Annotated in this window: 24 protein-coding genes and 1 riboswitch; of the genes, 8 read left to right on the plus strand and 16 right to left on the minus strand. The window is 63.4% G+C overall.

The annotated features are described in order from the left end of the window. Window positions 1-31: 31 nt before the first annotated feature. Window positions 32-1,006 carry a DMT family transporter gene (locus tag NO934_RS11825; RefSeq protein ID WP_309160173.1) on the minus strand — a complete coding sequence of 325 codons (975 nt, stop codon included), beginning with the start codon at window positions 1,004-1,006 and terminating at the stop codon, window positions 32-34. A 130-nt stretch (window positions 1,007-1,136) separates the two neighbouring features. On the opposite strand from NO934_RS11825, the gene NO934_RS11830 reads away from it, so the two are divergent. Further along, complete coding sequence (locus NO934_RS11830) at window positions 1,137-2,426, plus strand: adenylosuccinate synthase (RefSeq protein ID WP_309160174.1); 1,290 nt, start codon at window positions 1,137-1,139, stop codon at window positions 2,424-2,426. Between the two features lie 60 nt (window positions 2,427-2,486). Beyond that, entirely contained in the window at window positions 2,487-4,805 is a 2,319-nt protein-coding gene (locus NO934_RS11835) for a hypothetical protein (protein WP_309160175.1), read from the plus strand. 84 nt (window positions 4,806-4,889) lie between these two features. Here the strand turns inward: NO934_RS11835 and NO934_RS11840 are convergent, their stop codons facing one another. Genes NO934_RS11840 through thiB form a run of 3 tightly spaced genes read right to left on the minus strand, consistent with a single transcriptional unit; the run spans window position 4,890 to window position 8,118 of the window. Beyond that, complete coding sequence (locus NO934_RS11840) at window positions 4,890-5,522, minus strand: ATP-binding cassette domain-containing protein (RefSeq protein WP_309160176.1); 633 nt, start codon at window positions 5,520-5,522, stop codon at window positions 4,890-4,892. Next, window positions 5,509-7,107: a hypothetical protein gene (locus NO934_RS11845; protein WP_309160177.1), complete on the minus strand. Its 1,599-nt coding sequence runs from the start codon at window positions 7,105-7,107 to the stop codon at window positions 5,509-5,511. Before NO934_RS11845 ends, NO934_RS11840 begins: the two co-directional genes overlap by 14 nt. 6 nt (window positions 7,108-7,113) lie before the next feature. Beyond that, window positions 7,114-8,118 carry a thiamine ABC transporter substrate binding subunit gene (gene thiB / locus NO934_RS11850; protein WP_309163712.1) on the minus strand — a complete coding sequence of 335 codons (1,005 nt, stop codon included), beginning with the start codon at window positions 8,116-8,118 and terminating at the stop codon, window positions 7,114-7,116. A 94-nt stretch (window positions 8,119-8,212) separates the two neighbouring features. Further along, window positions 8,213-8,313: riboswitch (TPP riboswitch) on the minus strand. Between the two features lie 74 nt (window positions 8,314-8,387). Between thiB and NO934_RS11855 the strand changes: the two genes are divergently transcribed. Next, window positions 8,388-9,017, plus strand: coding sequence for a thiamine diphosphokinase (locus tag NO934_RS11855; protein WP_309163713.1), 630 nt, complete (start codon window positions 8,388-8,390; stop codon window positions 9,015-9,017). On the opposite strand, the gene NO934_RS11860 is transcribed toward NO934_RS11855, so the two are convergent. From NO934_RS11860 to NO934_RS11870, 3 genes are all read right to left on the minus strand, one after another. After that, window positions 9,014-10,306, minus strand: a complete 1,293-nt coding sequence (locus tag NO934_RS11860; RefSeq protein WP_309160178.1) for a hemolysin family protein — start codon at window positions 10,304-10,306, stop codon at window positions 9,014-9,016. The two genes, NO934_RS11855 and NO934_RS11860, sit on opposite strands and share 4 nt — an antisense overlap. Before the next feature lie 87 nt (window positions 10,307-10,393). Beyond that, complete coding sequence (gene rpoH / locus NO934_RS11865) at window positions 10,394-11,272, minus strand: RNA polymerase sigma factor RpoH (protein ID WP_309160179.1); 879 nt, start codon at window positions 11,270-11,272, stop codon at window positions 10,394-10,396. A 181-nt stretch (window positions 11,273-11,453) separates the two neighbouring features. Next, a complete protein-coding gene (locus tag NO934_RS11870; RefSeq protein ID WP_309160180.1) occupies window positions 11,454-12,464 on the minus strand; it encodes an RluA family pseudouridine synthase in 1,011 nt (336 codons plus the stop codon). Here NO934_RS11870 and NO934_RS11875 point away from each other — a divergent pair. Beyond that, window positions 12,463-12,813, plus strand: coding sequence for a DUF6476 family protein (locus NO934_RS11875; protein ID WP_309160181.1), 351 nt, complete (start codon window positions 12,463-12,465; stop codon window positions 12,811-12,813). The genes NO934_RS11870 and NO934_RS11875 overlap by 2 nt on opposite strands. A 1-nt stretch (window position 12,814) precedes the next feature. Here the strand turns inward: NO934_RS11875 and NO934_RS11880 are convergent, their stop codons facing one another. From NO934_RS11880 to fliI, 4 genes are all read right to left on the minus strand, one after another. Continuing rightward, window positions 12,815-14,194: an L-serine ammonia-lyase gene (locus NO934_RS11880; RefSeq protein ID WP_309160182.1), complete on the minus strand. Its 1,380-nt coding sequence runs from the start codon at window positions 14,192-14,194 to the stop codon at window positions 12,815-12,817. A 97-nt stretch (window positions 14,195-14,291) separates the two neighbouring features. Beyond that, window positions 14,292-14,627: an MmcQ/YjbR family DNA-binding protein gene (locus NO934_RS11885; RefSeq protein WP_309160183.1), complete on the minus strand. Its 336-nt coding sequence runs from the start codon at window positions 14,625-14,627 to the stop codon at window positions 14,292-14,294. A gap of 14 nt (window positions 14,628-14,641) precedes the next feature. Continuing rightward, window positions 14,642-15,052 (minus strand): flagellar export protein FliJ, encoded by a 411-nt coding sequence (gene fliJ / locus NO934_RS11890; protein WP_309160184.1) that lies wholly within the window; start codon window positions 15,050-15,052, stop codon window positions 14,642-14,644. A gap of 29 nt (window positions 15,053-15,081) precedes the next feature. After that, complete coding sequence (gene fliI / locus NO934_RS11895) at window positions 15,082-16,410, minus strand: flagellar protein export ATPase FliI (RefSeq protein WP_309160185.1); 1,329 nt, start codon at window positions 16,408-16,410, stop codon at window positions 15,082-15,084. Between the two features lie 396 nt (window positions 16,411-16,806). On the opposite strand from fliI, the gene ctrA reads away from it, so the two are divergent. Then, window positions 16,807-17,508: a response regulator transcription factor CtrA gene (gene ctrA / locus NO934_RS11900; protein ID WP_309160186.1), complete on the plus strand. Its 702-nt coding sequence runs from the start codon at window positions 16,807-16,809 to the stop codon at window positions 17,506-17,508. Between the two features lie 65 nt (window positions 17,509-17,573). Here the strand turns inward: ctrA and NO934_RS11905 are convergent, their stop codons facing one another. The 4 genes from NO934_RS11905 to NO934_RS11920 form a co-directional block, all read right to left on the minus strand. After that, window positions 17,574-18,365: a DUF2189 domain-containing protein gene (locus NO934_RS11905; RefSeq protein ID WP_309160187.1), complete on the minus strand. Its 792-nt coding sequence runs from the start codon at window positions 18,363-18,365 to the stop codon at window positions 17,574-17,576. A 372-nt stretch (window positions 18,366-18,737) separates the two neighbouring features. After that, entirely contained in the window at window positions 18,738-19,097 is a 360-nt protein-coding gene (locus tag NO934_RS11910) for a response regulator (protein ID WP_309160188.1), read from the minus strand. Between the two features lie 155 nt (window positions 19,098-19,252). Next, window positions 19,253-19,912, minus strand: coding sequence for a histidine phosphotransferase ChpT (gene chpT / locus NO934_RS11915; protein ID WP_309160189.1), 660 nt, complete (start codon window positions 19,910-19,912; stop codon window positions 19,253-19,255). A 135-nt stretch (window positions 19,913-20,047) separates the two neighbouring features. Continuing rightward, window positions 20,048-20,548 carry a YHS domain-containing (seleno)protein gene (locus NO934_RS11920; RefSeq protein ID WP_309160190.1) on the minus strand — a complete coding sequence of 167 codons (501 nt, stop codon included), beginning with the start codon at window positions 20,546-20,548 and terminating at the stop codon, window positions 20,048-20,050. Window positions 20,549-20,667: 119 nt separating this feature from the next. On the opposite strand from NO934_RS11920, the gene NO934_RS11925 reads away from it, so the two are divergent. The 3 genes from NO934_RS11925 to NO934_RS11935 all read left to right on the plus strand — a co-directional run bounded on the left by NO934_RS11925 (window position 20,668) and on the right by NO934_RS11935 (window position 24,084). Further along, entirely contained in the window at window positions 20,668-21,282 is a 615-nt protein-coding gene (locus tag NO934_RS11925) for a DUF1134 domain-containing protein (protein ID WP_375142767.1), read from the plus strand. 129 nt (window positions 21,283-21,411) lie between these two features. Next, the gene (locus NO934_RS11930; RefSeq protein WP_309160191.1) at window positions 21,412-22,548 is read left to right on the plus strand and encodes a hypothetical protein; all 1,137 of its coding nucleotides are present in this window, start codon (window positions 21,412-21,414) and stop codon (window positions 22,546-22,548) included. Between the two features lie 153 nt (window positions 22,549-22,701). Then, the gene (locus tag NO934_RS11935) at window positions 22,702-24,084 is read left to right on the plus strand and encodes a dicarboxylate/amino acid:cation symporter (RefSeq protein WP_309160192.1); all 1,383 of its coding nucleotides are present in this window, start codon (window positions 22,702-22,704) and stop codon (window positions 24,082-24,084) included. Window positions 24,085-24,116: 32 nt separating this feature from the next. On the opposite strand, the gene flhA is transcribed toward NO934_RS11935, so the two are convergent. Continuing rightward, the gene (flhA, locus tag NO934_RS11940) at window positions 24,117-26,240 is read right to left on the minus strand and encodes a flagellar biosynthesis protein FlhA (RefSeq protein ID WP_309160193.1); all 2,124 of its coding nucleotides are present in this window, start codon (window positions 26,238-26,240) and stop codon (window positions 24,117-24,119) included. Between the last annotated feature and the right edge of the window lie 93 nt (window positions 26,241-26,333).

Genomic DNA, 26,333 nt, shown 5'->3' on the forward strand with positions numbered 1-26,333 from the left:
TGGTGAAGGGCCGGCAATGTTGCCGGCCTTTTTACTGCGGCTTTAGAATCTGCCTCAAATTCCGTCGGGCGGCATATTCGGCGAGGCCGATGCCGGCGATGATGAAGATGGCGGCGATGAGGTGGAAGGTTTCCAGCGTCTCGCCCAGCATCAACACGGCGAGCAGGGCACCGAACACCGGGATCAGGTTGATGAACAGGCTGCCGCGATTGGGGCCGATCAGTTCGATGCCCTGGGCATAGGTCATCTGGGCGACGATCGAGGGGAGCAGGGCGACATAGGCGACCACGAGCCAGCCGCGCGGGCTCATGGAAACGGTGGCCGAAACCAGGCCGGAAAGGCCGGTGGAAAACAGCGATTGGTAGATCACCGCCGAGAGGGCGGCGAAAAAGCTGGTGGTGAGGATGAAGGTCATCCAGCCGATCCTGGGCTTGTAGCGCAGCATGAGCGAATGGAGCGCGTAAAGCAGGGAGGCGGCCAGCATCAGGGCGTCACCGAGATTGACGTCGAGGCCGATGAGGCGGGCCGGTGCGCCGTGGGTTGCGACATGGATGACGCCATAGATGGTGAGCACAACGCCCACCATATGGAGCGCCGAGGCGCGGACGCGGAAGATGAGGAAATTGCCCACCATGACGAGCACGGGGATCGCCGCCTGGATCATGGCGACGTTGACGGCGGCTGTGAAATTGGTCGCGCCATAGAGCAGGGCATTGAAGCTGGTGAAGCCCACCACGCCGTAAAAGGCCAGCCAGCCCAGCCCGCGGCGGATTTCGGGCCATTCGGCGCGCAGGGAAGGCCAGGCGAAGGGGAGGATGACAAGGAAGGCCACGATCCAGCGCAGGGCGGAAAGCTCGAACGGATCGAGCTCGCCGATGGCGTATTTGCCCGCGATGATGTTGCCGCCCCAGAACAGTGCCGAAAGCGTCAGCAGCAGATAGGGCTGGTTCATGATGCCGGAGGGCCGATCGGTCGCAGGAGAAGGGGGCTGGGTGGTCTTTGTCATATCGGGCCTTGTACTTTATAGAGCCCGGACTTATCAGCGTTTCGGCCCTTGGCGAAGACCAAAAGCGCCAATGGCCGCCGCGGGGCATTCACCGGCGGAACCTCGGACACGAAAAGGAAAGCTAGCGCAAATGGCGAATGTTGTGGTGGTCGGCTCCCAATGGGGCGACGAGGGCAAGGGCAAGATCGTTGATTGGCTTTCCGAACGCGCCGACGTGGTGGTGCGCTATCAGGGCGGGCACAATGCCGGCCACACGCTGGTGATCGACGGGGTGAGCTACAAGCTTTCGCTGCTGCCCTCGGGGCTGGTGCGGGGCAAGTTCTCGGTGATCGGCAATGGCGTGGTGGTCGATCCGCACCATTTCGTGGCCGAGATCGAAAAGCTGAGCACCCAGGGGGTTTCGATCACGCCCGAGGTTCTGCGCGTTGCCGAGAACGCGCCGCTGATCCTGTCGCTGCACCGCGAACTCGATGCGCTGCGCGAGGATTCCAATTCCGGCCTCAAGATCGGCACGACCCGGCGCGGCATCGGGCCTGCCTATGAGGACAAGGTGGGCCGCCGGGCGATCCGGGTGTGCGACCTTTCCGAGCCCGAAACGCTCATGGACAAGATCGAGCGGCTTTTGACGCACCATAACGCGCTGCGGCGCGGCATGGGGGCGGAAGAAATTTCGTCCGAGGCCATCCATGGGGAACTGATGGCGGTGGCCGACAAGATCCTGCCGTTCATGGACCGGGTGTGGGAATTGCTCGACGAACGCCGCCGCCGTGGGGAGCGTATCCTGTTCGAGGGTGCGCAGGGTGCGCTGCTCGACAACGATCACGGCACCTATCCGTTCGTGACGTCCTCCAACACGGTCGCGGGACAGGCGGCGCCGGGATCGGGACTGGGACCGGCGGCTATCGATTATGTGCTGGGGATCACCAAGGCCTATACCACGCGGGTTGGCGAGGGGCCGTTCCCGACCGAGCAGAACAATGAAATCGGCCAGTTCCTGGGCGAGAAGGGGCATGAATTCGGCGTGGTCACCGGCCGCAAGCGGCGTTGCGGCTGGTTCGACGCGGTGATCGTGCGTCAGACGGTGCGCACTTCGGGCATCCACGGCATCGCGCTCACCAAGCTCGACGTGCTCGACGGGCTCGAGGAGATCAAGGTCTGTGTCGCTTATGAACTCGACGGGCAGCGCATCGACCATCTGCCTGCCTCAATGGGGGCACAAAGTCGAGTCAAGCCCATTTATGAAACGCTGGAAGGCTGGAAGGAAACCACCGCCGGCGCCCGGAGTTGGGCGGATCTGCCGGCCCAGGCGATCAAATATGTGCGGCGGGTGGAAGAATTGATCGGGGCCACGGTCGCCATGTTGTCGACAAGCCCGGAACGCGAAGACACGATTTTGGTCCAGGACCCGTTTCAAGATTGAGTTTTCTTGTTTAAAAACAATTTTGTTATACCGCCGGCAGAAAGTGACATTGAGTAGATAATGGCCGACTATCGCGAACTCTTGCGCAAGGCGATCGATGCCCTGCCGGAAAATACCGGTGCCAATCGCCGAGCAGTCTATGAGAAAGCGCGCAGTGCCCTTGTCGCACAATTGCGTGCCATCGAGCCACCACTGCCGGCGCGCGAAATCACCACTCACCGTCTCAATCTCGAAGATTGTATTCGCGAGGTCGAACACGAAGCGACCGAAAAGCTTCTGGGCCGATTCCGTGCCGTCGAGGAGGTTGAGCCCGAGCCGGTGGCCGAGGCGACCGCCGAGCAGGAAGCCTATGAGGAGGCTTACCCGGACGAGCCGGTTGTCGATGAGCCGGTTGCCGAGGAGCCGCGAGCCGAAGAAGACTATCTGGCCGAGCCCGAGAGCGAGCCGGAACTGGAGCCGGAGCCGGAAGCCGGACCGGAGCGCGAACCCGAGCCAGAGCCGGAGCCGGAGCTTGAGCCCGACGATTTCGAGACCTCGCCGGTCGAAGATTTCGAGCCGGAGGCCGAGGAGGAGCGGGTAGAGCCGGAAGAGCCGCGCCTGGACGATGGGGAAACCGACATCGTCGAGCCCGAGCCTGTGTGGTCGCGCGAGGATGAGCAGGTCATTGTCGACGAAGACGACCAGTTCGACACTCGCCCCGAGAGCGATGCGTTCGTCGAGCCCGAGCAAGAGGTTGAGCCGGAGCAGCCCGGCGACGATGTTCCGGAGGCCGAGGAGCCCGAGATTGCCTGGGAGCCGACGCAGGAAACGCCCGAGGAGCAAGAGCCTGCGCCATATCGGGCCGGATCGATCGAGGACATCATCGCATCGGCCGAGCGGGCGGCGCAGTCGGGTGAGAGCCAGCCGGTGGAGCCGGTGTCGCCCCACGAGGACAACCGCGTCATTCCGTTTTCGCCGCTCCCCGAACGGAGCGCCTTCGAGCCCGAGCCGACGCCATCGAGCGAGCGGCATTTCATTCTTTCCGAAGCGCAGGCCGAGCCGCGCAGCACCGTATCGCTGGTCGACATGCACGGGCGCCCGCTGGGCGGGACGGCCGCCCAGCCGTCCGAGCCGGAAACGGCAATGTCGAGCGTACGCGAAGTGGAGCTCGAACCGGGCATCATCAGCCGCCCCGAAATCTCTGATGCCCAGGTGGCCATAGACCGGGCTATCGCCGCGCTCGACCGTGAAGCACGCGGGGAAACCACGGAAACCGCCGATGCGGAACAGGAACCGGCCGAGGAAGCAGCGCCAGCCGGGGAAGCGGGCGAGGAACGCGGCGAACGGTCCGGCGGCTTCGGGGCCTTTACGATATTCCTCGTGATCTCGGTGCTGCTGCTCGGCGGCGGCGGGGTCGCGGGCTATTGGGCCTGGCGCGAGGGCTATATCGACCTCAACGCGCTTTTCGCCCAGGGCCAGACCGAGCCGACCACCGAGGTGGCGGAAGCCGAAGTGCCCGAAACCCCCGAGACCACGCCTCCGGCGGAAACGGAGGCGCAGAACCCGGCGACCAACACCACCCCGGAAGTGCCCTCGGCCAGCGGCGAGGTCAGCGGATCGACCATGCCGGGGGAAGAACTTCCCTTCTCCGAAACCGAAACCCCGAGCCCGGCCCAGACCGAGCCCGAGGCGACGTTCGAGGATCGGCTGCCAGCGGAAGCGCAATCCCCCATCGAGCCGGATGCGGAAATGCTCGAAGAGCCCGGCATCGCGCTTTCGACCGAAGGCGCGCAATCGCTGCTGCTCGAGGAACAGACCGGCGGTTCGACCGGGGCCGTTCCCTATTCGGGAAGCGTCGAGTGGTCGCGCGGCACCGACGAGCTGGGGCATCCCACGATCATCGCCGACGCCTCCATCCCGGCGCGCAATCTGGAAGTCGAGGTGCTCTTGCGCCGCAATGCGGATGCCAATCTGCCGGCGAGCCATTTGATGGAAGTCAATTTCACTGTGGCCGAGAGCTTTATCGGCGGCTCGATCGCCAATTTGCCTGGGGTGTTGCTCAAGGACGAGGAATTGGTGCAGGGCCAGCCGCTGACCGGCGCGTCGGCGCGCATCGTGGGCAATTCGTTCCTGTTCGCGCTTTCAAGCGCCAGCGAGATCGATGTGGAAAACAATATCGAGCTTCTGACCGAGCGGGCCTGGGTGGACCTCGCCATGGTCTATGGAACGGGGCGGCGCGCCATACTGACACTGGAAAAGGGCCAGGACGGCGAAACGATCTTCGAGGACGTGCTGGCTGCCTGGGCGGCACTCGATGCGGAAGCCGAGGCGCCGGCCGAAGAGGAGGCCGCGCCCGCTGCCGAGGACGCAGCGCCGGCCGCGGACGCGACCGACGCTTAAAGCATTTCAGCCCTCGTCGCGTTTCCGAACCACAAAGTGATACCGTCCCCGGCCAAGCCGGGGACATGTTTTTTTTGGAACGCTCTAAGCTGCTACCGTCCTGCCGCCTTCAATGCGATAGGTCTTTGCCGCCAGGGCGGCGACATCTTCGGCCTGGTGCGAGACGATGATGGCGTGCCAGCCGTTCTCCCGCACCAGCCGCGCTATCAGATCACGAATGGGAATGACGGTCTGCGGGTCCAGCCCGGTGAAGGGCTCGTCCAGCAAAAGGATCGGCCGGTTGCGCAGGAGCGTGCGCGCGAGCGCGACACGCTGTTTCTGGCCGCCCGAGAGGCGATCGGCGCGGCGGGAGGCAAGGCCGGGCAGATCCATGCGGCCGAGGGCTTCGATCACCCGCCGGTCATCGGCACGGGCGCGGCCGCCGAGCCCCAGCGCCACATTGGCGCCGGCGGAAAGGTGATCGAACACATTATCGGCCTGAAAAAGGATCGATACCGGGCGTTCTTCCGGCGGGCGGGCGAGGATCGAAGCGCCGTTGAGGCGGATATCGCCGGAGGCGGGATCGAGAAAGCCGGCGATCAGATCGAAAAGAGTGGATTTGCCCGCGCCCGATGGGCCGACCAATCCGACGATCTCTCCGGCCTGGATGCTCATCTCGAACGAAAATTCGGTATCACCGCCCGGATAGCGGAAGGTGAGCTGGTCAATCTCGAGCATTGGTCAACCGGTCCAGAAGCTTGGGAATGAGGATGAAGGCGGATACCGAGAGCAGCAAGAGAATGGCCGCGATCGCTTCGGCATCATTGGTGCGATAGGCGCCGAAGGCTCGATACATCAGCCAGGGGAGGGTGGAGAACTCGGACGTGCCGAACAGCGAGATGACGCCGAGATCGCCCAGGGAAAAGACGAAGGCGATGGCCAGCGCGTAGCCCACGGGCTGGCCGATCAGCGGCCATTCGATGCGGCGCCATTGGGTGAAGGCGGAAAGGCCCAAGGCGCGGATGACGCGGCGGTGGCGCAGGGCGAGCGCTTCGAGAGGCGGCGCGAGCGTGGCAAAGACGAAGGGCAAGGCCAAAAGCGCGTTGGCGAGGATCAATACCACTGGGGCAACCCGTATGGGCGGGAGGCCGGTCAACCGGGCAAGGAGGAAAAAGCCCAGCGAGAGCACGACGGCGGGGACGGCGAGATAGGCAAAGACCGGGAAGCCGAGCAGCGCCCGGCCAAGCGTGCCATGGGGCTGGAGGGCGCGGGCCATGCCCAGCGCGATGCCGAGGCCGACCGCCAGGAGGGCGCTGAGGGTGCCGATGACAAGGCTGGTGGTTGTGGCGTGCCAGAAGGCCGGTTGGGCGAGGACGGGAGCGATGGCGGCCAGACCTTCGCCCAGGACCCCGGCGAGGGGAGCGAGAAAGCCCAAGAGCAGGACGATGAGCAGGACCACCTGAAGGGCGGCGAGCCAGCCTCTCTCGGGCCAATGGATGCCGGCACGGGCGCCGAAAAGCGTGGCGGCGGGGGCGAGGGTGGTCGCGGGGATGATGATGGCGGCGCAGATGAGGAGCTGGACGAGGGCGAGATTGACGGCGGCGCCGAGATCGAAATCGAGCCGGACCGCTTCGTAGATGGCGACCTCCAGCGTCTGGTTGGCGGGGCCGCCGCCCAGGGTGAGCACGACGGGAAAGCTGGTAAAGCAGAGAAGGAAGATTGTCGCGGCAACGCCGGGGATGGACGAGGCCAGGGCGGGCAAATCGATGATCGCGAGGCGCTGGAGCGGGCCTAAACCCAGGCTGCGGCCGAGCTTGAGCTTTTCGGGCGGGATGGCGGCGAGCCTGTCGATGAAGATGCGGGCCGAAAAGGCGCCGTTGAGCACCACATGGGCGGTGACGATCCCCCAGAGGCCGAAGATCGAAGAACCGGTTTCGAGCCCGAAGGGGGCGAGCAGGAAATTGACCCAGCCATTTCGGCCCCAGATGGCCAGCAGCCCCGAAACGATCACCAGGGACGGCATGACCAGCGCGGTCGAGAGCAGGCCGATGACCAGGCCGCGGCCGGGAAAGCGCAGGCTGTCGAGCGTCCAGGCGAGGATCAGGCCGGCGAGGATCGAGAGGATGGTGGAGAGGCTGGCCTGGATGGCCGCCATGGCGACGATGCTGCCGATGCCGGCAACGCTGGAACCCGTGCTGGGGAAACGCTGTCCGGCGATCCAGAGGGCGATCAGCAGGGCGGCGATCAGAACGGCGATGGCGGCGGCGATCAAAGCGCCGGCAATGCGGCGGCCGGGACGCCAGGTTGGAGCTGTCCCGGCCATGGTGGTCTACCTCAGGTTCGCGAAGGCTTCGTCGATCCAGGCGCGCGTGTTGGCGGTGACCTCGTCGGCATCGAGCAGGAGCGCGGGGGCGGGGTCGATCATCTCGGCAAAGCCGGGATTGAGGCCGCCTTCCGGCTCGAGCACCGGGTACATCCAGTTGGTTTCGGGCAGGGCGGCCTGGGCCTCGGGGGTTACGAGATAAGCGAGGAACTGCCGGGCCAGCTCCTGGTCGGGGCTGGAGGCGAGAATGCCGGCGACTTCGATCTGGGTGTAATGGCCCTCGTCGAACCTGGTGGCCTTGTAGCGGTCCTCGCCTTCGGCGATCACGTGATAGGCGGGGGAGGTGGTGTAGGAAAGCACCATATCGGCTTCGCCGGCCAGGAACAGATCATAGGATTCCGACCAGCCGGTGGTGACGGTGAGGACATGGGGGGCGAGGCCCTCCCAGATCTCGGCGGCGCCATCGCCATAGACGGCCTTGATCCAGAGGATGAGGCCCAGGCCGGGGGTCGAGGAGCGCGGGTCCTGGATGACGATCTTGAAGTCTTCGGGAAGCGCGATCAGCTCTTCGAAATTGGATGGCGGGGTGGGCAGGGTTTCTGAATCGTAGACGAAGGCGAAATAGCCGTAGTCGACGGGCACGAAAACCTCATCGGTCCATTCGATGGGCAGCTCGAACTCAGGCAGGTCCAGGGTGTGTTCGGTGAAAAGGCCCGTGGCCTTGCCCTCGCCGATGGTGGCGGTATCGAGGCCGAGGACGATATCGGCCTCGGTGGTTTCGCCTTCGAGCTGGACGCGGCGCAGGGCGGAGATGGAGTCCTCGGCGGAAACGAAGTTCAGCGTGCAGGTGCATTGGGCCTCGAAACCTTCCTTGAGCGCGGGGGCGGGGCCCCAATCGGCGGCGAAGGCATCGTAGGTGTAGACGGTGAGGGTGGGATTATCCTGGGCGAACGCGGGAAGCGCGAAGGCTCCCAGCGCAACCGCACACAGGGCTTTTTTAAGCGAAACGATCATCGATTTCCTCGATTTCGGGCGCAAGCGCCAAGCCATTGTTGCGGCCACGGATGGACGAGGGGAAAGGTGAGCGTATGGAGGGCTCTTCAAGAGCCCTTGCCATCTCGAACTTCCTCCGCCAGCATGACCTGGTTCAGGTTCCATGGGTTTTTCTCAGCCCGTCCTTTCGGACGGACACCCCAGCGAGACGAGGCGAGACTATAGGCGTCCAAGGTTCAGTGCAAGAGAGCGCCGGGGGAGAGGGCCTGCCGCTCCGGTTCGATGGCATGCTGCTCATTGTAGGGGGCGGGAGCGTGGAGCCGGAGATGCTCAAACGGCTCGCGGCGCGCGTCCAAGGCATCGTGGGGGCCGACAGGGGCGGCGATATCGTTCTGGCGGCGGGGCTCGTGCCGGACGCGGTGATTGGCGACATGGATTCCGTGGCCGACAGCGCGCGCTTTTCCGGCCGCACGCGGGTCTTGACGCTGGCCGAGCAGGACACCACCGATTTCGAGAAATGCCTCTATTCGACGCGGGCGCCGATCACCCTGGCCATCGGGATGACCGGCGGGCGGTTCGACCATACGCTGGCCGCGCTGCACGCGGTGGCGCGGTATGCCCACGAGCGACGGGTGATCTTGATCGACGGCCATGATCTGGCCATGGGGGTGGCCGGGTCGATCGCGCTTAACGTTGGGGCTGGGGAGCGGGTGTCGATCTATCCGCTGGGGCGGACGCGGTTTGCGCGCTCGAAGGGGCTGCTCTATCGGCTCGACGGATTGGAAATGGCGCAGGGCGAGGCGATCGGGACGTCGAACCTTGCCACCGAGGATCGGATCGAGATCGAGGTGGCGCCAGGGGGGCAGGACCCCTGGCTGCTGATTTTGGATCGAAAGCTGCTCGATGCCGTGATTTAAGCCTCGGCCTCGGCGGTCACCGGCGTTGCCAAGACCTTGTCGACGCGGCGGCCGTCCATATCGACGACTTCCAGCCGCCAACCGTCGGTTTCGAGAGCCTCGCCCGTGGTGGGCAAGTGCTGCAGGCGGTCGATCATGAAACCGGCAAGGGTCTGGTAATCGCGCTTTTCCGGCAGCAGCAGGCCGAGGCGGTCGGCAAGGTCGTCTGCCGTGAGGCTGCCGGCCAGAAGCCAGGAGCCATCCTCGCGCTGAACGGCTTCGTCGGCCTCGCCTTCCTCGAGGTCGGAGCGGAAGACACCGGCGATGGCTTCGAGCAGGTCCGAAGGCGTCACGAGGCCCTCGAAATGACCGTACTCGTCAAGCACCAAGGCCAGCGGAAAGGCGGCGTGCCGGAGGACGTCGAGCACGTCGAGCGCTCCCATGGTGTCGGGAACGACCTGGGGCTTGCGCAGCAGGCGGCGAAGGGCGGCGTGGTCCTCGGGCTGGGCTGCAAGGAAATCGCGGACCACGAGCACGCCGATGATATTGTCGGTTTCGCCACTCGAAACCGGGACGCGCGAATGCCTGAAGCGGGCTAGCTCGGACCGGATGGTTTCGAAATCGTCGTCGAAATCGATCATCTCCACATCGGTGCGCGGGGTCATGATGCCGCGGGCACGGCGGTCCGACAGACGCAGCACGCCGGCGATCATGCGCTTTTCGTCGCGTTCGATGACGCCGGTTTCGGCCGCTTCGGCAACGATCGACTTGATCTCCTCCTCGGTGACCTGGTCCTCGTTGGAGTCGCTCATTCCCAACAGGCGGAAGATCAGCTTTGTGGAAGCGTCGAGCAGCCAGACGATGGGCGCGGCCACCTTGGAGAGCAGCGCCATGGGCCGGGCGACGAGGCAGGCCACGCTCTCGGCATTGCGCAAGGCGAACTGTTTGGGAACCAGCTCGCCAACGACCACGGAAAGATAGGTGATGACGACCACGACGCCGCCAAAGCCCAAGGCGGATGCCGCAGCGCTGGGCAGGCCGGCGGCTATGAGGATTTCAGTCAGTTGCGCGCCGAGCGTGGCGCCGGAAAACGCACCGGCCACGACGCCGATGAGCGTAATGCCGATCTGTACGGTGGAGAGAAAGCGGCCGGGGTCGTCGGCCAGCTTGACGGCTGCTGAGGCGCCGGGGTGGCCACGGTCGGCCATGGATCGCAGCAAAGGCTTGCTGGACGAGACGATGGCGAGTTCGGACATGGCGAACACGCCGTTGAGCAGGATCAGACCCGCGACGATAGCGATTTCTATCATTTGGCACGGATCGGCTTTTCAGCCGGTCCGATTTTGTCCTTCAGTTGGTTCCGGGGAGCTGCACAATGAGGGCTCGGAGAGGCTGCGTCAATGCGCAGCCTGGGTCCGAGCCGCCTCCTTGACCGCATCCTGAACCTTCTCGAACGCCCGCACTTCGATCTGGCGGATACGCTCGCGGCTGACGTCGTATTCCTGGGCCAACTCCTCGAGTGTCGAGGGATTTTCCTGCAGGCGACGGGCCTTGAAGATGGCACGCTCGCGGTCGTTGAGAACTTCAAGCGCGCCCTCGAGCAGCCCCATGCGTTCGTCGAATTCCTGGCTTTCGCCGAGAATTTCTTCCTGGTCGGGCGCATCGTCGATCAGCCAGTCCTGCCATTGGCTGGAGCCTTCATCGGCGCGCATGGGCGCGTTGAGGGAGGCATCGCCGGTCAGGCGCTGGTTCATGGACACCACATCGTCTTCAGAGACGTTGAGGGTCGTGGCGATCTGCTTGATCTGGTCGGGATGCAGATTGCCGTCCTCAAGCGCGGCGATCTGACCCTTCAAACGGCGCAGATTGAAGAACAGGCGCTTTTGCGCCGCGGTGGTGCCGATCTTGACAAGCGACCACGAGCGCAACACGTATTCCTGGATGGAAGCGCGGATCCACCACATGGCATAGGTGGCAAGGCGGAAACCCTTGTCGGGCTCGAAACGCTTGACCGCCTGCATAAGGCCGACATTGCCTTCCGAAATGACTTCGGAAATGGGCAGGCCGTAGCCGCGATAGCCCATGGCGATCTTGGCCACCAGACGCAGGTGTGACGTGATGAGTTTCTGTGCCGCCTCGGGATCGGCATGCTCCTTGTACCGCTTGGCGAGCATGAATTCCTCGTCAGGGTCGAGCATGGGAAACTTGCGGATTTCCTGAAGATAGCGGTTGAGCCCGCTTTCTGAACTCAGGACAGGTAGATTGGACTGGGCCATTATTGCACCCCCTCTTATCGAACCCCCGGGAAATCCCGGCGGGTGAGCTCGCGAAAACGCCCTTTCCGGCACGCGCGCGAGACACATTTGGAGAGTAGATATAGGTCGCAATGAGGCGATTACACCCCCGCCCCGCGAATTTTTGCCATTCGCGGGATGCATGGGTCGCCGGGTTCAGAGGTTACAATGTGTAAGGGGCAAGGGCGGTTGCGAGATTTGCGAGATCGGGCGGCAGCGGGCTCTCAAAGTGCAGCGTTTCGCCGGTTGCCGGATGGGCGAAACCGAGCACGCTTGCGTGGAGAGCCTGCCGATTCAAGGCTCTGATGGCCTGTTGGATGGGTTCGGGCACCCGATTAATCTTTGTTGCAAAGCCAGCGCCATAGAGCCCGTCGCCCAGGAGCGGGTGCCCGATATGGGCCATGTGCACGCGGATCTGGTGGGTGCGGCCCGTCTCCAGATTGCAGGTGAGCTGGGCCACGGTCCATTTTTCGTCGGCAAAGCGCCCGCTCACCCGATAATGGGTGATCGCCTCGCGCCCGTCGCGGCCCAATACCGATTGCTTGAGCCGGTTGTGCGGATCGCGGCCGATGAGGGTTTCCACGGTGCCGACAAGCGGATTGGGGATGCCCCACGCGAAAGCGGTATAGGCCCGCTCCAACGGGCCGGTCCGGCCATGATCGGCGAACTGGGCGGCGAGGCCATTGTGGGCCTGCTCGGTCTTGGCGGCCACCATGACGCCGGAGGTGTCCTTGTCGAGCCGGTGGACGATGCCGGGGCGTTTGACACCGCCAATGCCGCGCAAGGATTGGCCGCAATGGTGGATGAGGGCGTTGACCAGCGTTCCATTCTCATTGCCCGGCGCGGGATGGACGACCATGCCGGCGGGCTTGTCGATGACGATCAGGTGCTCGTCCTCATAGAGGATGGCCAATTGGATGGCTTGCGGTTCGGGCTCGGCTTCGACCGGCTCGGGGGCGGCAAGGGTGATGGACTCGCCGGCCTTGACGCGATATTTGGGCACATCGTTCGTGGTTCCTCCCACGCTCACCGCGCCCCCCTGGATCAAGTCCTTGATCCGGTTGCGCGAAAAGGCGGGGAAACGGGCCGCTAGAAATGCATCGAGCCGCGTCCCGGCCTCGCTTTCGAGCACCGTGGCGTCATGCCTGTTTCCCTGGAGCCCATCCGCTGCCATGACCCAACCTCAAGCCGATTTCGACAAAGACGAGCCGCTGAGCCCCGAGGCCGAGGCGGTTATGGCGAAAGCGCGGCGGCGGGCCGCAATATCGATGCTCGTCATGCTGATCGGCTTTATGGCGGTTGTGCTGGTGGTTGTCTATCGCCTGGTCACCATGGGGTCGGACGTATCGGACCGCTACGCGCTGCAATCGATCGCGCTGCCGGCGGACGCGCAGGTGATTTCGAGCCAGGTGCAGGACGGCTTGCTGACGGTGACCTATGTGGCCGGTGAAGCGCAGGCTATCCGCATTTTCGATGGCGAGACCGGCGAAATGGTGCGCGAGATCGCGATTACCGCTGAATAGCTCAGCAGTCGGGCACCGCTACGCTGAGGCCGCCCAGGGAAGTTTCCTTATAGCGTTCGTCCATGTCTCGGCCGGTCTGGCGCATGGTCTCGATGCAGGCGTCGAGCGGCACGATATGGCTGCCATCGCCCTGCATGGCGAGCGATGCGGCGGCGACGGCCTTGACCGCGCCCAGCCCGTTGCGCTCGATGCAGGGGACCTGGACAAGGCCTTTGACCGGATCGCAGGTCATCCCTAGGTGGTGTTCTAAAGCGATTTCGGCGGCGTTTTCGATCTGGGCGTTGGTGCCGCCAAGCGCCGCGCAGAGCGCCGCGGCGGCCATGGCGGAGGCCGAGCCCACTTCGGCCTGGCACCCCGCTTCGGCGCCGGAAATCGACGCGTTGTATTTGATGAGCCCACCGATCGCCGCACCGGTGAGCAGCATATCGGGGATCTTGTCGCGGCTCGCGCCGGGGACGTGGGAAAGATAATAGCGCAGGACGGCTGGGAAGACGCCGGCGGCACCGTTGGTGGGAGCGGTGACGACCTGGCCGCCGGCGGCGTTTTCCTCGTTGACCGCCATTGCATAGGCCGAGAGCCAATCGATGGCCGAATGCAGCGGCACGTCATTGGCTCCGATGCGGCGCGAGAGGTTTTCGAAGATGGCGCGGGCACGCCGCTTGACCTTGAGCCCGCCGGGAAGTTCGCCCGTGGCTTCGAGCCCGCGGGTAATGCAGGAATCCATCACATCCCAGATGTGCATCAGGCGGTGCGAGAAGGCTTCGCCATCAAGGCGGGCGCATTCGTTGCGGCGCTTCATTTCGGCGATGGAGAGGCCTGAGGCTTCGCCCATTTCCAGCATTTCGGCGGCGCTGGCAAAGGGGAAGGGGACATCGTCGGCGGGTGTTGCGGGCAGATCGCCGGATTCGATTTCGGCCAGGGTTTTGACGAAGCCGCCGCCGATCGAGAAATAGGTTTCCGCGACGATGGTTTTCCCGTCCGCATCCAGAAGGGCAAAGCGCATGCCGTTGGGGTGAGCGTCGAGCCGCGTCTTGCGGTCGACGATCAGGTCGGCGTCGGGATCGAGCGCGATGGTCCAGCCGGGGGCGGGGGAGACCGTCTTGCGCGAGGCGAGTTCGGAAAGTGCCGCGTCGGCTTTTGCCTGGTCATAGATGTCGGGCGCAAAACCCAGGCAGCCGGCGAGGACGGCGGCATTTGTGCCGTGGCCGACGCCGGTGAAGGCGAGGGAACCATAAAGCGTGATCTGGAGCCGGGTGCCCTCGCGGGGCGGCAACTCGCGAACGCGGTCGAGAAACCGCGCCGCAGCCAGCATCGGGCCCATGGTGTGGGAGGATGACGGGCCGACGCTGACTTTGAAGACATCGAAAACCGAGACGAACATGCGGGCCTTCCCCTCGCTCGCGTGGGGTTCGTTGGCCGGTGAGGGAATAGAAAGCTATTGCGCTCGTCAAGCCGGATTTGGTGGTGGCATTCTCACGCTATTGGGATTTGTAGGCGGCGAGCTGCGCCTTTGTCGCCTTTTCGCGCCAAATCGTTTCAAACAGCGACCGGAAGTGATCGGGGGCAAGGTTGTCGAGCCGGACGAGGACGTAAGGGTAATCGCGATAGTGGTCGGTGATGAAGAACAGGTCGGCCTCGACTTCGAGCAGCATGTCGCGCTCATCCATGGATGGACGCTGGAGGGCGATGATGTCGGGCTCGCGCAGGCGGAGGAGGAATTTGGTGCCGAGCTTGATGGCGGGTGTGCCGTAGCTGGTGGATTCGACCACGCCGGGGAAGGAGAGGGCGAGGGCGACGAGCTCTTCCCAGGTCATCGCCGTGCCAATGGTCAGCGCCGGTAGCGCAGGCGGCCGATCTCGTCGAATTCGGCCTGCTCGCGTTTGGCCTGCTCGTCTTTTTCCCGCTGATGTTCGCGCGCGTCGAGCAGTTCGACCTTCTTGAGATCCTCGATGGCTTCGGCGAGTTCGTCCTGGGCGGCTTCGAGCTTGCCCTTCATGTCGCCGGCAGAGGTCAGAAGATTGTCGCGGCGGGTGATGGCGGCCTTGGCGAAGGTGGAATAGGCGAAGTGCGCGACGTCCGAGATGCCGGTCTTTTTGTGCTCGATCTCGATCTGCTGGTCGAGCTCGGCGGCCATGCGCTCGAAATCGGCGATCATGGTCTCGATCTGGAGAACCTGGCGGCGCTTTTCGTCGACCTGAAACTTCTTCAACCGGATCAGGCTCGCGCTCTTGGACTTCATGACTTGCACTCCTTACTCATCAAGCCAACCTAGCCGTCCGCGCCGCCTGTCTCCAAAATCGTCGCCAGCAGATTGTAGCCGTCGGCGATAGTGGTGCGCTCATCCGAACGCTGGCTCAAAAACGCCTCCAGCGCCGGGTTGAGCGCGATGGCGCGGTCAACCTTGGGATCCGATCCTTTCCGGTAAGCCCCTAGCCGGATCAGTTCCTCCATGTCGGCGAAAACCGACATCAACTCGCGCGCCCTGCTCAGTGTGGGCCGGAAATCCTCCGGCACGCAGCCAGGCATGGTGCGCGACACGGATCGAAGCACATTGACGGCCGGATAGCGTCCCCGCTCGGCAATGGATCGCTCCATGACGATGTGACCATCGAGAATGCCGCGTACGGCGTCCGCAATGGGCTCATTGTGATCATCACCTTCCACCAAAACGGTAAATAGACCGGTAACGGAGCCCGAGTTGACCAGGCCCGGACCGGCTCGTTCCAAGAGGCGCGGCAGTTCGGTGAAGACCGTGGGCGGATAACCCTTGGCGGTGGGTGGCTCGCCGGTGGCCAGCCCGATCTCGCGCTGGGCCATGGCAAAGCGGGTGAGGCTATCCATCATGGCGAGCACGCGCTTGCCCTGATCGCGGTAATATTCGGCAAGGGTGAGGGTCAGATAGGCCGCCTGACGGCGCATGAGGGCGGATTCGTCGGAGGTGGCGACGATGACGATGGCCTTTTTCATGCCCTCTTCGCCGAGCTGCTCGGTGATGAATTCCTGCACCTCGCGCCCGCGCTCGCCGATCAGGCCGATGATGGAGACATCCACATCGGTGTTGCGGGCGAGCATGGACATGAGCACCGACTTGCCCACGCCCGAGCCGGCGAAAATGCCCATGCGCTGGCCGTCGCAGCAGGTGGTGAAGGTGTTCAAACACCGCACGCCCAGATCGATGGGGTCGCCGACGCGGCCGCGGGCATGGGCGGGAAGGGGGAGGTTGCGCAGTCCGTATGGCGTGGGGCCGCGCAGCAGCGGGGCGCCGCCATCGATGGCCTGGGCTTCAGCGTTGATGACACGGCCGAGCCAGCTATCGTCGGGATAGACGGCGCCGTCATGGCCGGCAAAAACCGCCTTACAGCCGAGGCGCACCCCTTCCACCGGGCCGAAGGGCAGGCAGAGCGCATGGCCGTCGCGGAAGCCGATGATCTCGCAGGCGAGGTCGGGGCCGTTGGGCGTTTCGATCGAAACGCGTCCGCCCACGCGCAATTCGCGCACCGGGCCGACCACCTCGATCAAAAGGCCCTGCACGGCCTTGACGCGGCCGAACACCTCGATCTCGTCGATCGCCTCGATGTCTGAAATCAGCGACTGCACACGGGGCCCTTAGGGAAGCGATTCGCACCTCTGTTGCGCCACATTGGTAACTCATCCTTAAGGTTATGGCGATATTGCCAGAAGTTGAGCAAAATTTTTCGCCGCGCCCCTGCGCGTGCGCTCTTTTCCCCCATAGCTTTGTTTCAGTGAGTCCCAAGAGTCGCTTGAAGGGCTTTCTTAACGTTGTGCATTAAGAAAAGTTCTGCCGATTTATCCTTACATTTCAATGCATTAACACCTTATTCAGTTAATGAAGCTCGCATATTGCCCGACTGAATTAAACTTTGTTAACTAATTACCGGTAGGTTCGAATCGTACCCAGTAGGGTTTGGTTAAGGGTCGCGGATCGATCCGGGCTCGGTCCCAGCAAGGGATGTGTTGGATAAGGGGATTGGCATGCGTGTGCTCTTGATAGAGGACGACAGCGCGACAGCGCAGAGCATCGAGTTGATGCTCAAATCCGAGAGTTTCAATGTGTACACCACCGACCTCGGTGAGGAAGGTGTCGATCTGGGCAAGCTCTATGATTACGACATCATTTTGCTTGACCTCAATCTGCCGGACATGAGCGGGTATGAAGTGCTGCGCACGCTGCGCGTTGCGAAGGTTCAGACCCCGATCCTGATCCTGTCCGGGCTTGCCGGGATCGAGGACAAGGTGCGCGGGCTCGGCTTCGGGGCCGACGACTACATGACCAAGCCGTTCCACAAGGACGAACTGGTCGCCCGCATCCACGCCATCGTGCGGCGCTCCAAGGGGCACGCCCAGTCGGTCATCAACACCGGCGATCTTTCGGTCAACCTCGACACCAAGACGGTCGAGGTGGGTGGCCAGCGCGTGCATCTGACGGGCAAGGAATACCAGATGCTCGAGCTGCTCTCGCTGCGCAAGGGCACGACGCTCACCAAGGAAATGTTCCTCAACCATCTCTATGGCGGGATGGACGAGCCGGAACTCAAGATCATCGACGTGTTCATCTGCAAGCTGCGCAAGAAGCTTTCGGTGGCCACGGCCGGCAAGAACTACATCGAAACCGTCTGGGGCCGCGGCTATGTGCTGCGCGAGCCCGACGAAACCGAGATGGCCGAAAGCGCCTGATCGGCGCTTTAGCCGCAATTTTGCAAGGTCCCGCGCGACAATCCCCGCGCGGGACCTTTCTTATTTCAAGGCACCAGTTTGCGGTAGAGGTGCCAGGTGGCGTGCCCGAGGATGGGCAGGGCGATCGCCAGTCCCACAAAGAGCGGGATCGAGGCGATCAGCAGGATCAATGCGACGACCGCGCCCCAGAGGAGAATGGGAACAGGGTTTTTGCCGAAGGCGCGCAGGGAGGTGCCGATGGCGCGCCCTGGACTTCCGCCCTTGTCGACGAGCAGGGGGAAGGCGATGACCGTGGTGGCCAGAACCACGAGGGCGAAAACCAGGCCAACCAGATTGCCCCAGAACAACAGGCTCCATCCCTGGGCCGTGGTCAGCGTTTCGGTGATCAACCCCATGAGGGTGGTGGGCGGGTCGATGGCGAAGTGTGCCTCATAAATGGCTCCGGCGGCCGTTATCCAAAGAATGAAGAGAACGGCGAGCAGCAACCCGACCGCGGTCATCGAACCGATGGCGGGGTGATGCAGCACCGCCAGGGCATGGCGGGGGTCGTCGTCCTCGCCGCGTTCGCGGCGGCGGCTCAATTCGTAAAGCCCTAGAGCCGCGACCGGCCCGATCAGGGCAAAGCCGGCAGCCAAAGGGTAGAGCAGGGCAAAGGTCGCCCCGCCAGCGCTCCAGACTGCCAGCGCGATGCCGACGAGCGGGTAGATAAGAGCAATAAAGAGATAGTGCGAAGGATGGCGCCAGAAGTCGGCCGTCCCTTTGCCAAGGGCATCAAAGACATCGCCGGTCGTGATGGGACGGACGGCGATATCGGCGTCGCTGGCATGTGCATAGGCTTGTTCGGGGTACACAGGCATACCTGGCCTCCTCGGTCAAAAGGAGCGCGGGGTGCCGTCACACTTCCCCCAAGGCGCGGGCACACCACGCCGTTCGAGGTATTGCCCAAAAGGGGCTCTACCCAATTTTGATCATAACTCGATTTTACGGAAAACGGGACCGGTTTTCACGCATATGTGTGGGAACGAGAGCGTTTCAGCTCTTCTTCGGCACGTTCCAATTGCTCCAAGTCTTTGCTTGGGCGCGCTTCGAGCCGCAAAACGCTGGCTAGAGCATTTCCGCTTTTCTCCGAATCGCTTCAATGCTCTAAGTCCTTGTTCTGTCGCGTGTCCGAACCGCAAAACCGTTTCCATCCCCGGTCACGCCGGGGACATGCTTTTGCTGGACACGCTCTAGACATAGGACTGGAATTTGGCTTCCAGCATCGCATGATCGAAGGGTTTGAGCATGTGATCGTTGGCGCCGGCCTTGCGGGCCATCGCGATGTGGCCGATGTCGCGCTCGGTGGTGCAGTAGACCACTTTGGGCTTGTCGCCGCCGGAATAACCGCGCAGGGCCTTCAGGAATTCAAGCCCGCTCATGATCGGCATCTGCCAATCGAGAAGGATCACGTCGGGCATTTCTCGGGCGCATTTTTCATACGCCTCCTGCCCATCCTCGGCTTCATCGACGATGAAATCCATGGTTTCCAGAATGCGCCGCGCAACTTTGCGGATCACGCTGGAATCATCGACGATCAGGCAGGATTTCATGCTCCATCCCTCTAAAAGACAGGCGGGACGGCGCGAAGTCTAAAGCGATATTGGTTAGCGAATGGGTAATAGCGAGCGGTCGCCCATTCATCCTTTGGTTTTCTGGCCACTGCGACGAGTTAGAGGCGTACCTCGTCTGCCGAACAGGTCGGCTTTCAGTCGATGTCGTGGGGCAGCGGGTCGGCGGTGAAGCGCAGGACCTCGCCGTCGAGGCTGAGATTGAGACCCATATGCGAGAGCCGGGCGAGGACACCGGTGTAGAAGGGCTGGATGCCGCGGGCATCGACGTTGCCGTCCTCGGGCGTTCCGGCGATCAGCCCCTGCACGGCATTGGGGATCAGGGTCTTGGGGCCGGTGGCGGTGATGGTGAAGCTTTCGCGGCCCGCTTCCCCCTCGACCTCGACGGTCACCGTGCCGCCGCGCGGAACGCCAGCCACGGCGATCAACAGCATGTTGAGCAGCAGCTTGGCCTTGTTCTTGGGCAGGAGCATGGGCGTGACCTTCCACTCAAGGTCTGCCTTTTCCCCGGCCATCAGAAGCGTCGCCACGCGATCGGCCTCTCGGGTGTCGATATCGGTGCCGGCGGTGGAGGAGGCGCCGAAGGCGAGACGGGCAAATTCGAGCTTGGCGCGGGCCTGGCGCGTCGAGTTCTCGATCAGCTCCTTGGCAAAGCCCTGCATTTCGGCCTGGGACGGATCGGCCAGCACTTCGAGCCCGTTGCCGATGGCACCGACCGGGTTGATGAGGTCATGGCAAACGCGCGAGCACAGCAATGCGGCAAGATCGGCCGCTTCCAGTTCCACAATGCTCGTCATGGCCTTCTCACCTTTCGCTCGGTTCGGCAGCGCATGCGCCGCGTCATTGTCACTCGAATCAATGTTCCAGCACTTTATAGTGCAAGTGCGGCAGGGCAACGCAAAGCTGCCCGCCGGAAGACGGTTGCGCCCAATTTATTGGAGATGGGCGGAGCGGGAGTCGGGCAACTCGTCCCAATTGGCCGCGGCCTGGACCAGAGCATTGGCCGGAGAGAGATCGAAGGCTGCCCGGTTGCCGATTGAATAAAACAGCATCAGCCGGCCCCCCAGGATGCGGAAAATCTGCGGATTGCCTTGGGAAAGGTGACCGCGCGCCATGGACATGGCGCAATGGCCGCCGAAAAGCGGAGCGTAAACCTCCGGGGCGCGCGCGAACACATCGCGGTTGGCCGCCGAGGAAAAATACCAAGTGACCCCACTCCATTGCAGTTCGTAAAGCGGGCTGCCCTGGATGGCGGCATCCTCGGTGAAATAGGCCACCGGATCGTAACCCGAGATGGCGACACCGGTCAGCACGTTGGTGACAATGGCTTTTTCCCGGGCCAGGGCAGGGGCGGCCAGCAGAACGAGAGCGAGGACGCAGAAAGTCGCGTAAGACTTTGTAAGGGTTAAGATTTGTTTACCAATTTGCCGCATTATCGCTTCATGAACCGCTATGCTGTTGGGGGCGGACCGGTCGATTCTAGCGCAGAGGCCGTTTGGCCTTGGTTAACCGGGCACGCATATCGCGATACCGAACGCGAGGGAGCATTAACGTGAGCATCAATCGCCTTTTGGCGGCACTGGTTCTTTCCCTGGGCCTTCTGTCCACGGCCGCGCCGGCTCATGCCCAGGCGCAGCTGCCGGCGCAAGGCCCGGTGCAGACCCAGCAAGGCGGGTCCTTGTCGGAGACCTATTCCAGCGACGAAATTCTCACCGCCGGCCATCAGTTCTTCGGATCGGTGGCCCAGGGCCTGGCATCGGTGATCGAACAGGCCTTCGAACAGTACGGCCAGCCCAACGCCTATATCCTGGGCCAGGAGGGAGGCGGGGCATTGTTCATCGGCGCCAAATATGGCGACGGGACCATGTACACCCGCAATGCCGGCACCCATCAGGTGTTCTGGCAGGGACCGAGCCTGGGGCTCAATATCGGCGCCGACGGCAGCCGGGTGATGATGCTGGTCTATAACCTTCCCGCGGTCGAGGCGATCTACGATCGCTATCCGGGTGTCGAGGGATCGATCTTTGCCGTTGGCGGCATCGGCATGACGGCACTCAAGCTCAACGATGTCTATGTGGTGCCGATCAGCTCGGGCGTCGGGCTGCGGGCCGGGGTTGCGGTGGGGTATCTCAACTTCACCCGCGAACCCACGTGGAACCCATTCTGAACCCTGCGAGTTCGCACAGAAGCGAAGTCCCAGTGGACGCCATGCCATAGCTGTGAGATGACGGCGCGATTTCGATCGCGTAAAGTTGTCGCCACGGGCTTTGTCAGGCTTCCCGGCGGGGAGAGGCATATGGTCATCGAGAATGCAATGTATCTGGCGCTGGGCTTTCTTGCCGCGACCCTGATTGCCATTGGTATCGGGCCGGCTTTCTGGCGTCGTGCGGTGCGATTGACCAAGCGCCGCATGGAGGCGGCGACGCCGGTGACCTTCGCCGAATTCAGGGCCGACAAGGACAAGCTGCGGGCCGAATTCGCCATTACTTTGCGCAAGCATCAACTCAAGATCGAGGCGCTGCGCGAGCAGATCGCCCAGCGGGTCGTTGCGCTCGACGCCGCCAATATCGAGCTTGCCGCTTTGCGCAGCGAGCGCGACGAGCAGTTCAGCGCCATAGAGAGCCTCACGGCACGCGAGCAGGAACTGGTGGCGCGCATCCGCGATCTCGAACGCGATTCGGCGGCGCTTGCGGCGCGGCTGCGCCAGGCCGATGTCGATCTTACCGATATCGATCCTTCGCTGGTGCCCGAAGCCGTCGAGCCGGTGAGCGCCGAACAATTGACCGGGGACTATCGCGCCGATGTGGAGGATCTTCTGACGGCGCTCAATATCGAGCGGCAGCGCAATTCCTATCTCGAAGACCAGACGCGCATGCTGCTGGCGCGGCTCGAAAAGAAGAAAAAGAGCGGGCTCAAGGACGAGGCGATCGCCATGCTGCGCGATACGCTCGCCAAGAACGACCCCGAAAGCGAGGCGCGGGTGGAATTGCGCAGGGCCGAGGCGCGGATTTCGGGGGCCGAAAGCCGGCTCAATGCCCTGCTTGCCGAAACGGATGCGGTGCCGGCCGGCCCGGCCAAGACCGACGGACAGCCCCGCCTGCTGGCGGAAGACTTTTCCCAACAGGAGCAGTCCGCCCGCATCGAGGCGAGCGTTGCCGGACTGCAGGAGACGATCATGAACGATTGGGAAACCGAACGTCTCGATGCACAGGCGCTGCGCGAGCGGCTGCAGACCATTGCATCGGACGTCTCGAGACTGGTCTATGCAGGCGACGCCGAAGATGAGCCGGAATTGACCGAGAGCCTGTTCGACAAGGTGCGCAAATTCGCCGACGGGTTCGAAGTGGAGGAACTGTCCGCCCCGGCCGACACTGCCGGGAGCGGCCCGGTTGCCGAACGCATCCTGGCGCTGCGGGATCGTACCGCTTACTAACATTTTTCCACGCGGCAGCGAAACGGTGGGACGATATTCCGCCGCTCCGGCAGGGCGCAGTAGAGCAGAACCTTGGCGTTTTGCGCGTCGAGGCGTAGATTCTTGCCCAATCCTTATGCACTGCGCGCAATGCGCAGTCATCGATGCGAGGCAATGATGTCATCTACGACTGCAACTTCAGCAAGACGGCCGCGCGGGCCGTTCTATACATCCTTCGGCTTTCAGGTCCTGGCCGCGCTCGTCATCGGCCTCGTGCTCGGCTTGATCGCGCGCCAGATGGGACCGGGCGCGGATGGACCCAACTGGCTGACCCAGACGCTTTCGACCGTCGGGTCGAGCTTTGTGTCCCTGCTGCGCACCATCGTGCCGGTGCTGATCTTCACCGCCATCGTGGCCTCGATCGCCAATCTGCGCGAGCTCAACAATGCGGCGCGGCTGGTCTGGCAGACGCTGCTGTGGTTCGCGATCACAGCGCTTATCGCCGTCGTCATCGGCATTGCGCTGGGGCTGATCATCCAGCCGGGGCTCAATACGGCGGTGACGGAAGCTGCGGCTCGGGCGCCCTCGCGCACCGGCTCCTGGCTCGATTTCCTCACCGGGTTGATCCCGGCCAACATCTTCGGGCTGCAGGCTTCGACCTCGCTCAACGATAGCGGAGCATCGACCAGCCTGAGCTTTAACGTGCTCCAGATCCTGGTGATCTCGATCGCCGTGGGCGTCGCCGCGCTCAAAGTGGGCGATGCGGCCGAGCCGTTCCTGGCGCTCAACCGCTCGTTTTTGAAGGTCATCCATAAGCTTCTGTGGTGGATCATCCGCCTGACCCCGATCGCGACCGTGGGCCTGCTGGGCAATGCGGTGGCGGTCTATGGCTGGGATACGCTGGCCCAGCTCGGCTGGTTCGCGGCGGCGATCTATATCGGGCTGGCGCTGGTGCTGCTGATTGTCTATCCGGCGCTGCTGTCGGTGCACGGGCTCAACCCCATCCGCTATTTCCAGGGCGCATGGCCGGCGATCCAGTTCGCTTTCGTTTCGCGTTCCTCGGTCGGCACCATGCCGATCACCGAGCGGGTGACGGAAAAGAATCTGGGCGTGCCGCGTGAATATGCGAGCTTTGCCGTGCCGCTCGGTTCGACCACCAAGATGGACGGTTGCGCCTCGATCTATCCGGCGATCTCGGCGATCTTCGTGGCGCAGTTCTTCGGCATCGATCTGGGGCTGCAGGAATATCTGCTGATCGTCTTCGTCGCCGTGATTGGCTCGGCCGCGACGGCTGGCCTCACCGGCGCTACCGTCATGCTGACGCTGACGCTTTCGACCCTGGGGCTGCCGCTCGAAGGCGTGGGCTTGCTGCTGGCGATCGACCCGATCCTCGACATGGGCCGTACGGCGGTCAACGTCGCCGGGCAGGCGCTGGTACCCACCATCGTCGCCAAGCGCCAGGGCATCCTGGACCAGGCGGTCTATGACACCACCGAAGATATAGAGGCGCTCGATGCGAGCCCGGCCCCGGCCGCAAGGCCGGTGGCGGCGGAATAAAGGAAAGGGGCCCGATCGGGCCCCTTTTTGTTTCAGATGCTGCCGACCGTCCGCAGCCGGACCCGGGGATGAACCTCGTTCTGGCTCATTACCACCGTCTGGGGCCGGAAGCGCTCGATGATGGCGCGGACGTGGGGGCGGATGTGGGGCGAGGTGATCAGCACGGGGATTTCGCCCATCTGGGCGGCGTTCTCGAAACCGTTCTGGATGCCGGCGATGAATTGCTGGAGCTTGGACGGTGCCATGGCGAGGTGGCGTTCCTCGCCTTCACCCACCATGGCTTCCGCGAAATCGCGCTCCCAATTGGGCGAGAGGGTCAGAAGCGGCAGATTGCCGTCCATGCCCAGATTGGCGGCGCAGATCTGGCGGGCGAGGCGGGCGCGGACATGTTCTATGATCTGGCTCGTGTTGCGGGCGCTGCCGGCGATTTCGGCGATGCCTTCGAGGATGGTCGGCAGGTCGCGGATCGAGACGCGCTCGGCGAGCAGGCCCTGGAGCACGCGCTGGATGCCGGACACCGAAATCAGCGAGGGGACGATGTCCTCGACGAGCTTCTGCTGGTCCTTGTCGAGTCCCGAGAGCAGGGACTGGACGTTGGCATAGCTTAGAAGGTCGGCAGTGTTGGCCTTGAGCACTTCGGTTAAATGGGTGGAGATCACCGTCGAGGGGTCTACGATGGTGAGCCCCTGCACCTCGGCTTCGTCGCGCAGCGCGGCATCGATCCAGGTGGCGGGCAGGCCGAATGTGGGCTCGACCGTGTGCTGGCCGGGCAGGGTGATCTTGTTGCCGTAAGGGTCCATGACCATGAGCTGGTTGGCATGGACCTCGCCGTGGCCGGCCTCGACTTCCTTGATCTTGATCTTATAGACGCTCGGTTCGAGCTGCATGTTGTCGAGGATGCGCACCGAAGGCATCACGAAGCCCAGTTCGGTGGCAAGTTGGCGGCGCAGCGCCTTGATCTGCTCGGTCAGCCGATCGGTGCCGGATTCGTCCTCCTTGACGAGGCTCAGCAGCCCGTAGCCGAGTTCGAGCTTGAGTTCATCGATCTTGAGGCTGTCGGTGATCGGCGCTTCGGTGGGGTTCGCGGCCGCCTTGGCGACCTGCTCCACGGCCTGAGCCTTGGCCACTTCGGCCTGTTGCGCCTTCTGCCGCTTGGAGGTGGTCCAGGCGAGATAGCCGACAGCGCCGCCCAGGGTCACGAACGGGATGAGCGGCATGCCGGGGACGAGGGCCATGAGGAACATAACGCCCGAACTCATGCCCAGCGCCACCGGGTAGGAGGTGAACTGGGTGGTCAGCGCTTTATTGGCCGAACCGGTGACGCCGGCCTTGGAGACAAGGATGCCGGCGGCGGTCGAAACGATGAGCGCCGGGATCTGGCTCACCAGGCCATCGCCGATGGTGAGCAGCGTATAATTGTTGGCGGCTTCTCCGATGGGCAGGCCCATCTGCAGCGTGCCGATGATGATGCCGGCGATGACGTTGATGAAGGTGATGAGCAGCCCGGCAATGGCGTCGCCGCGCACGAATTTGCTGGCGCCGTCCATGGCGCCGAAGAACGAGCTTTCGTCCTCGAGGTTCTTGCGGCGGGTGCGGGCTTCGTTTTCATCGATGAGGCCGGCCGATAGATCGGCGTCGATGGCCATCTGCTTGCCGGGCATGGCGTCCAGGTTGAAGCGCGCCGCGACTTCCGCGATGCGACCCGAACCCTTGGTGATGACGACGAAATTGACGATCAGCAGGATCGCGAAAACGATGATCCCGATGACGAAATTGCCCTTGGTGATGAAGTTACCGAAGGCTTCGATCACCTGGCCCGCGGCATGGACGCCATTGTGGCCTTCGGCCAGGATGAGGCGGGTCGAGGCAAGGTTCAGAGCCAGGCGCAGCATGGCGGAAACCAGCAGCACTGTGGGAAAGGAGGTAAATTCGAGCGGCGTCTGGATGAACAGCGCCGTCATCAGGATCATCACCGAGAAGACGAACGAGATCGTCAAAAGGATATCGAGCAGGATCGCCGGCATCGGCAAAACCAGCACGGCGAGAATGGCCACAACGCCAATCGCCAGCCCGGCGTTGGACTGGCGGATAACCTCGAAGATGTCATTGAGGCGGCCCATCGGAATGCCGGAACGGGCGGGGGCGGTGTCGGTCATGGTCTGCCGGGCTGTTTGCGATGGTGTGGTCTGGCGGGGCGCGGCGGCGCTTCCCACGCCACGGTTCGCGCCCGCAAGGGGCGGAGGTGCGGG

Origin of the sequence: Pelagibacterium sp. H642, from assembly GCF_031202855.1 — a bacterium.
Lineage (GTDB): Bacteria > Pseudomonadota > Alphaproteobacteria > Rhizobiales > Devosiaceae > Pelagibacterium.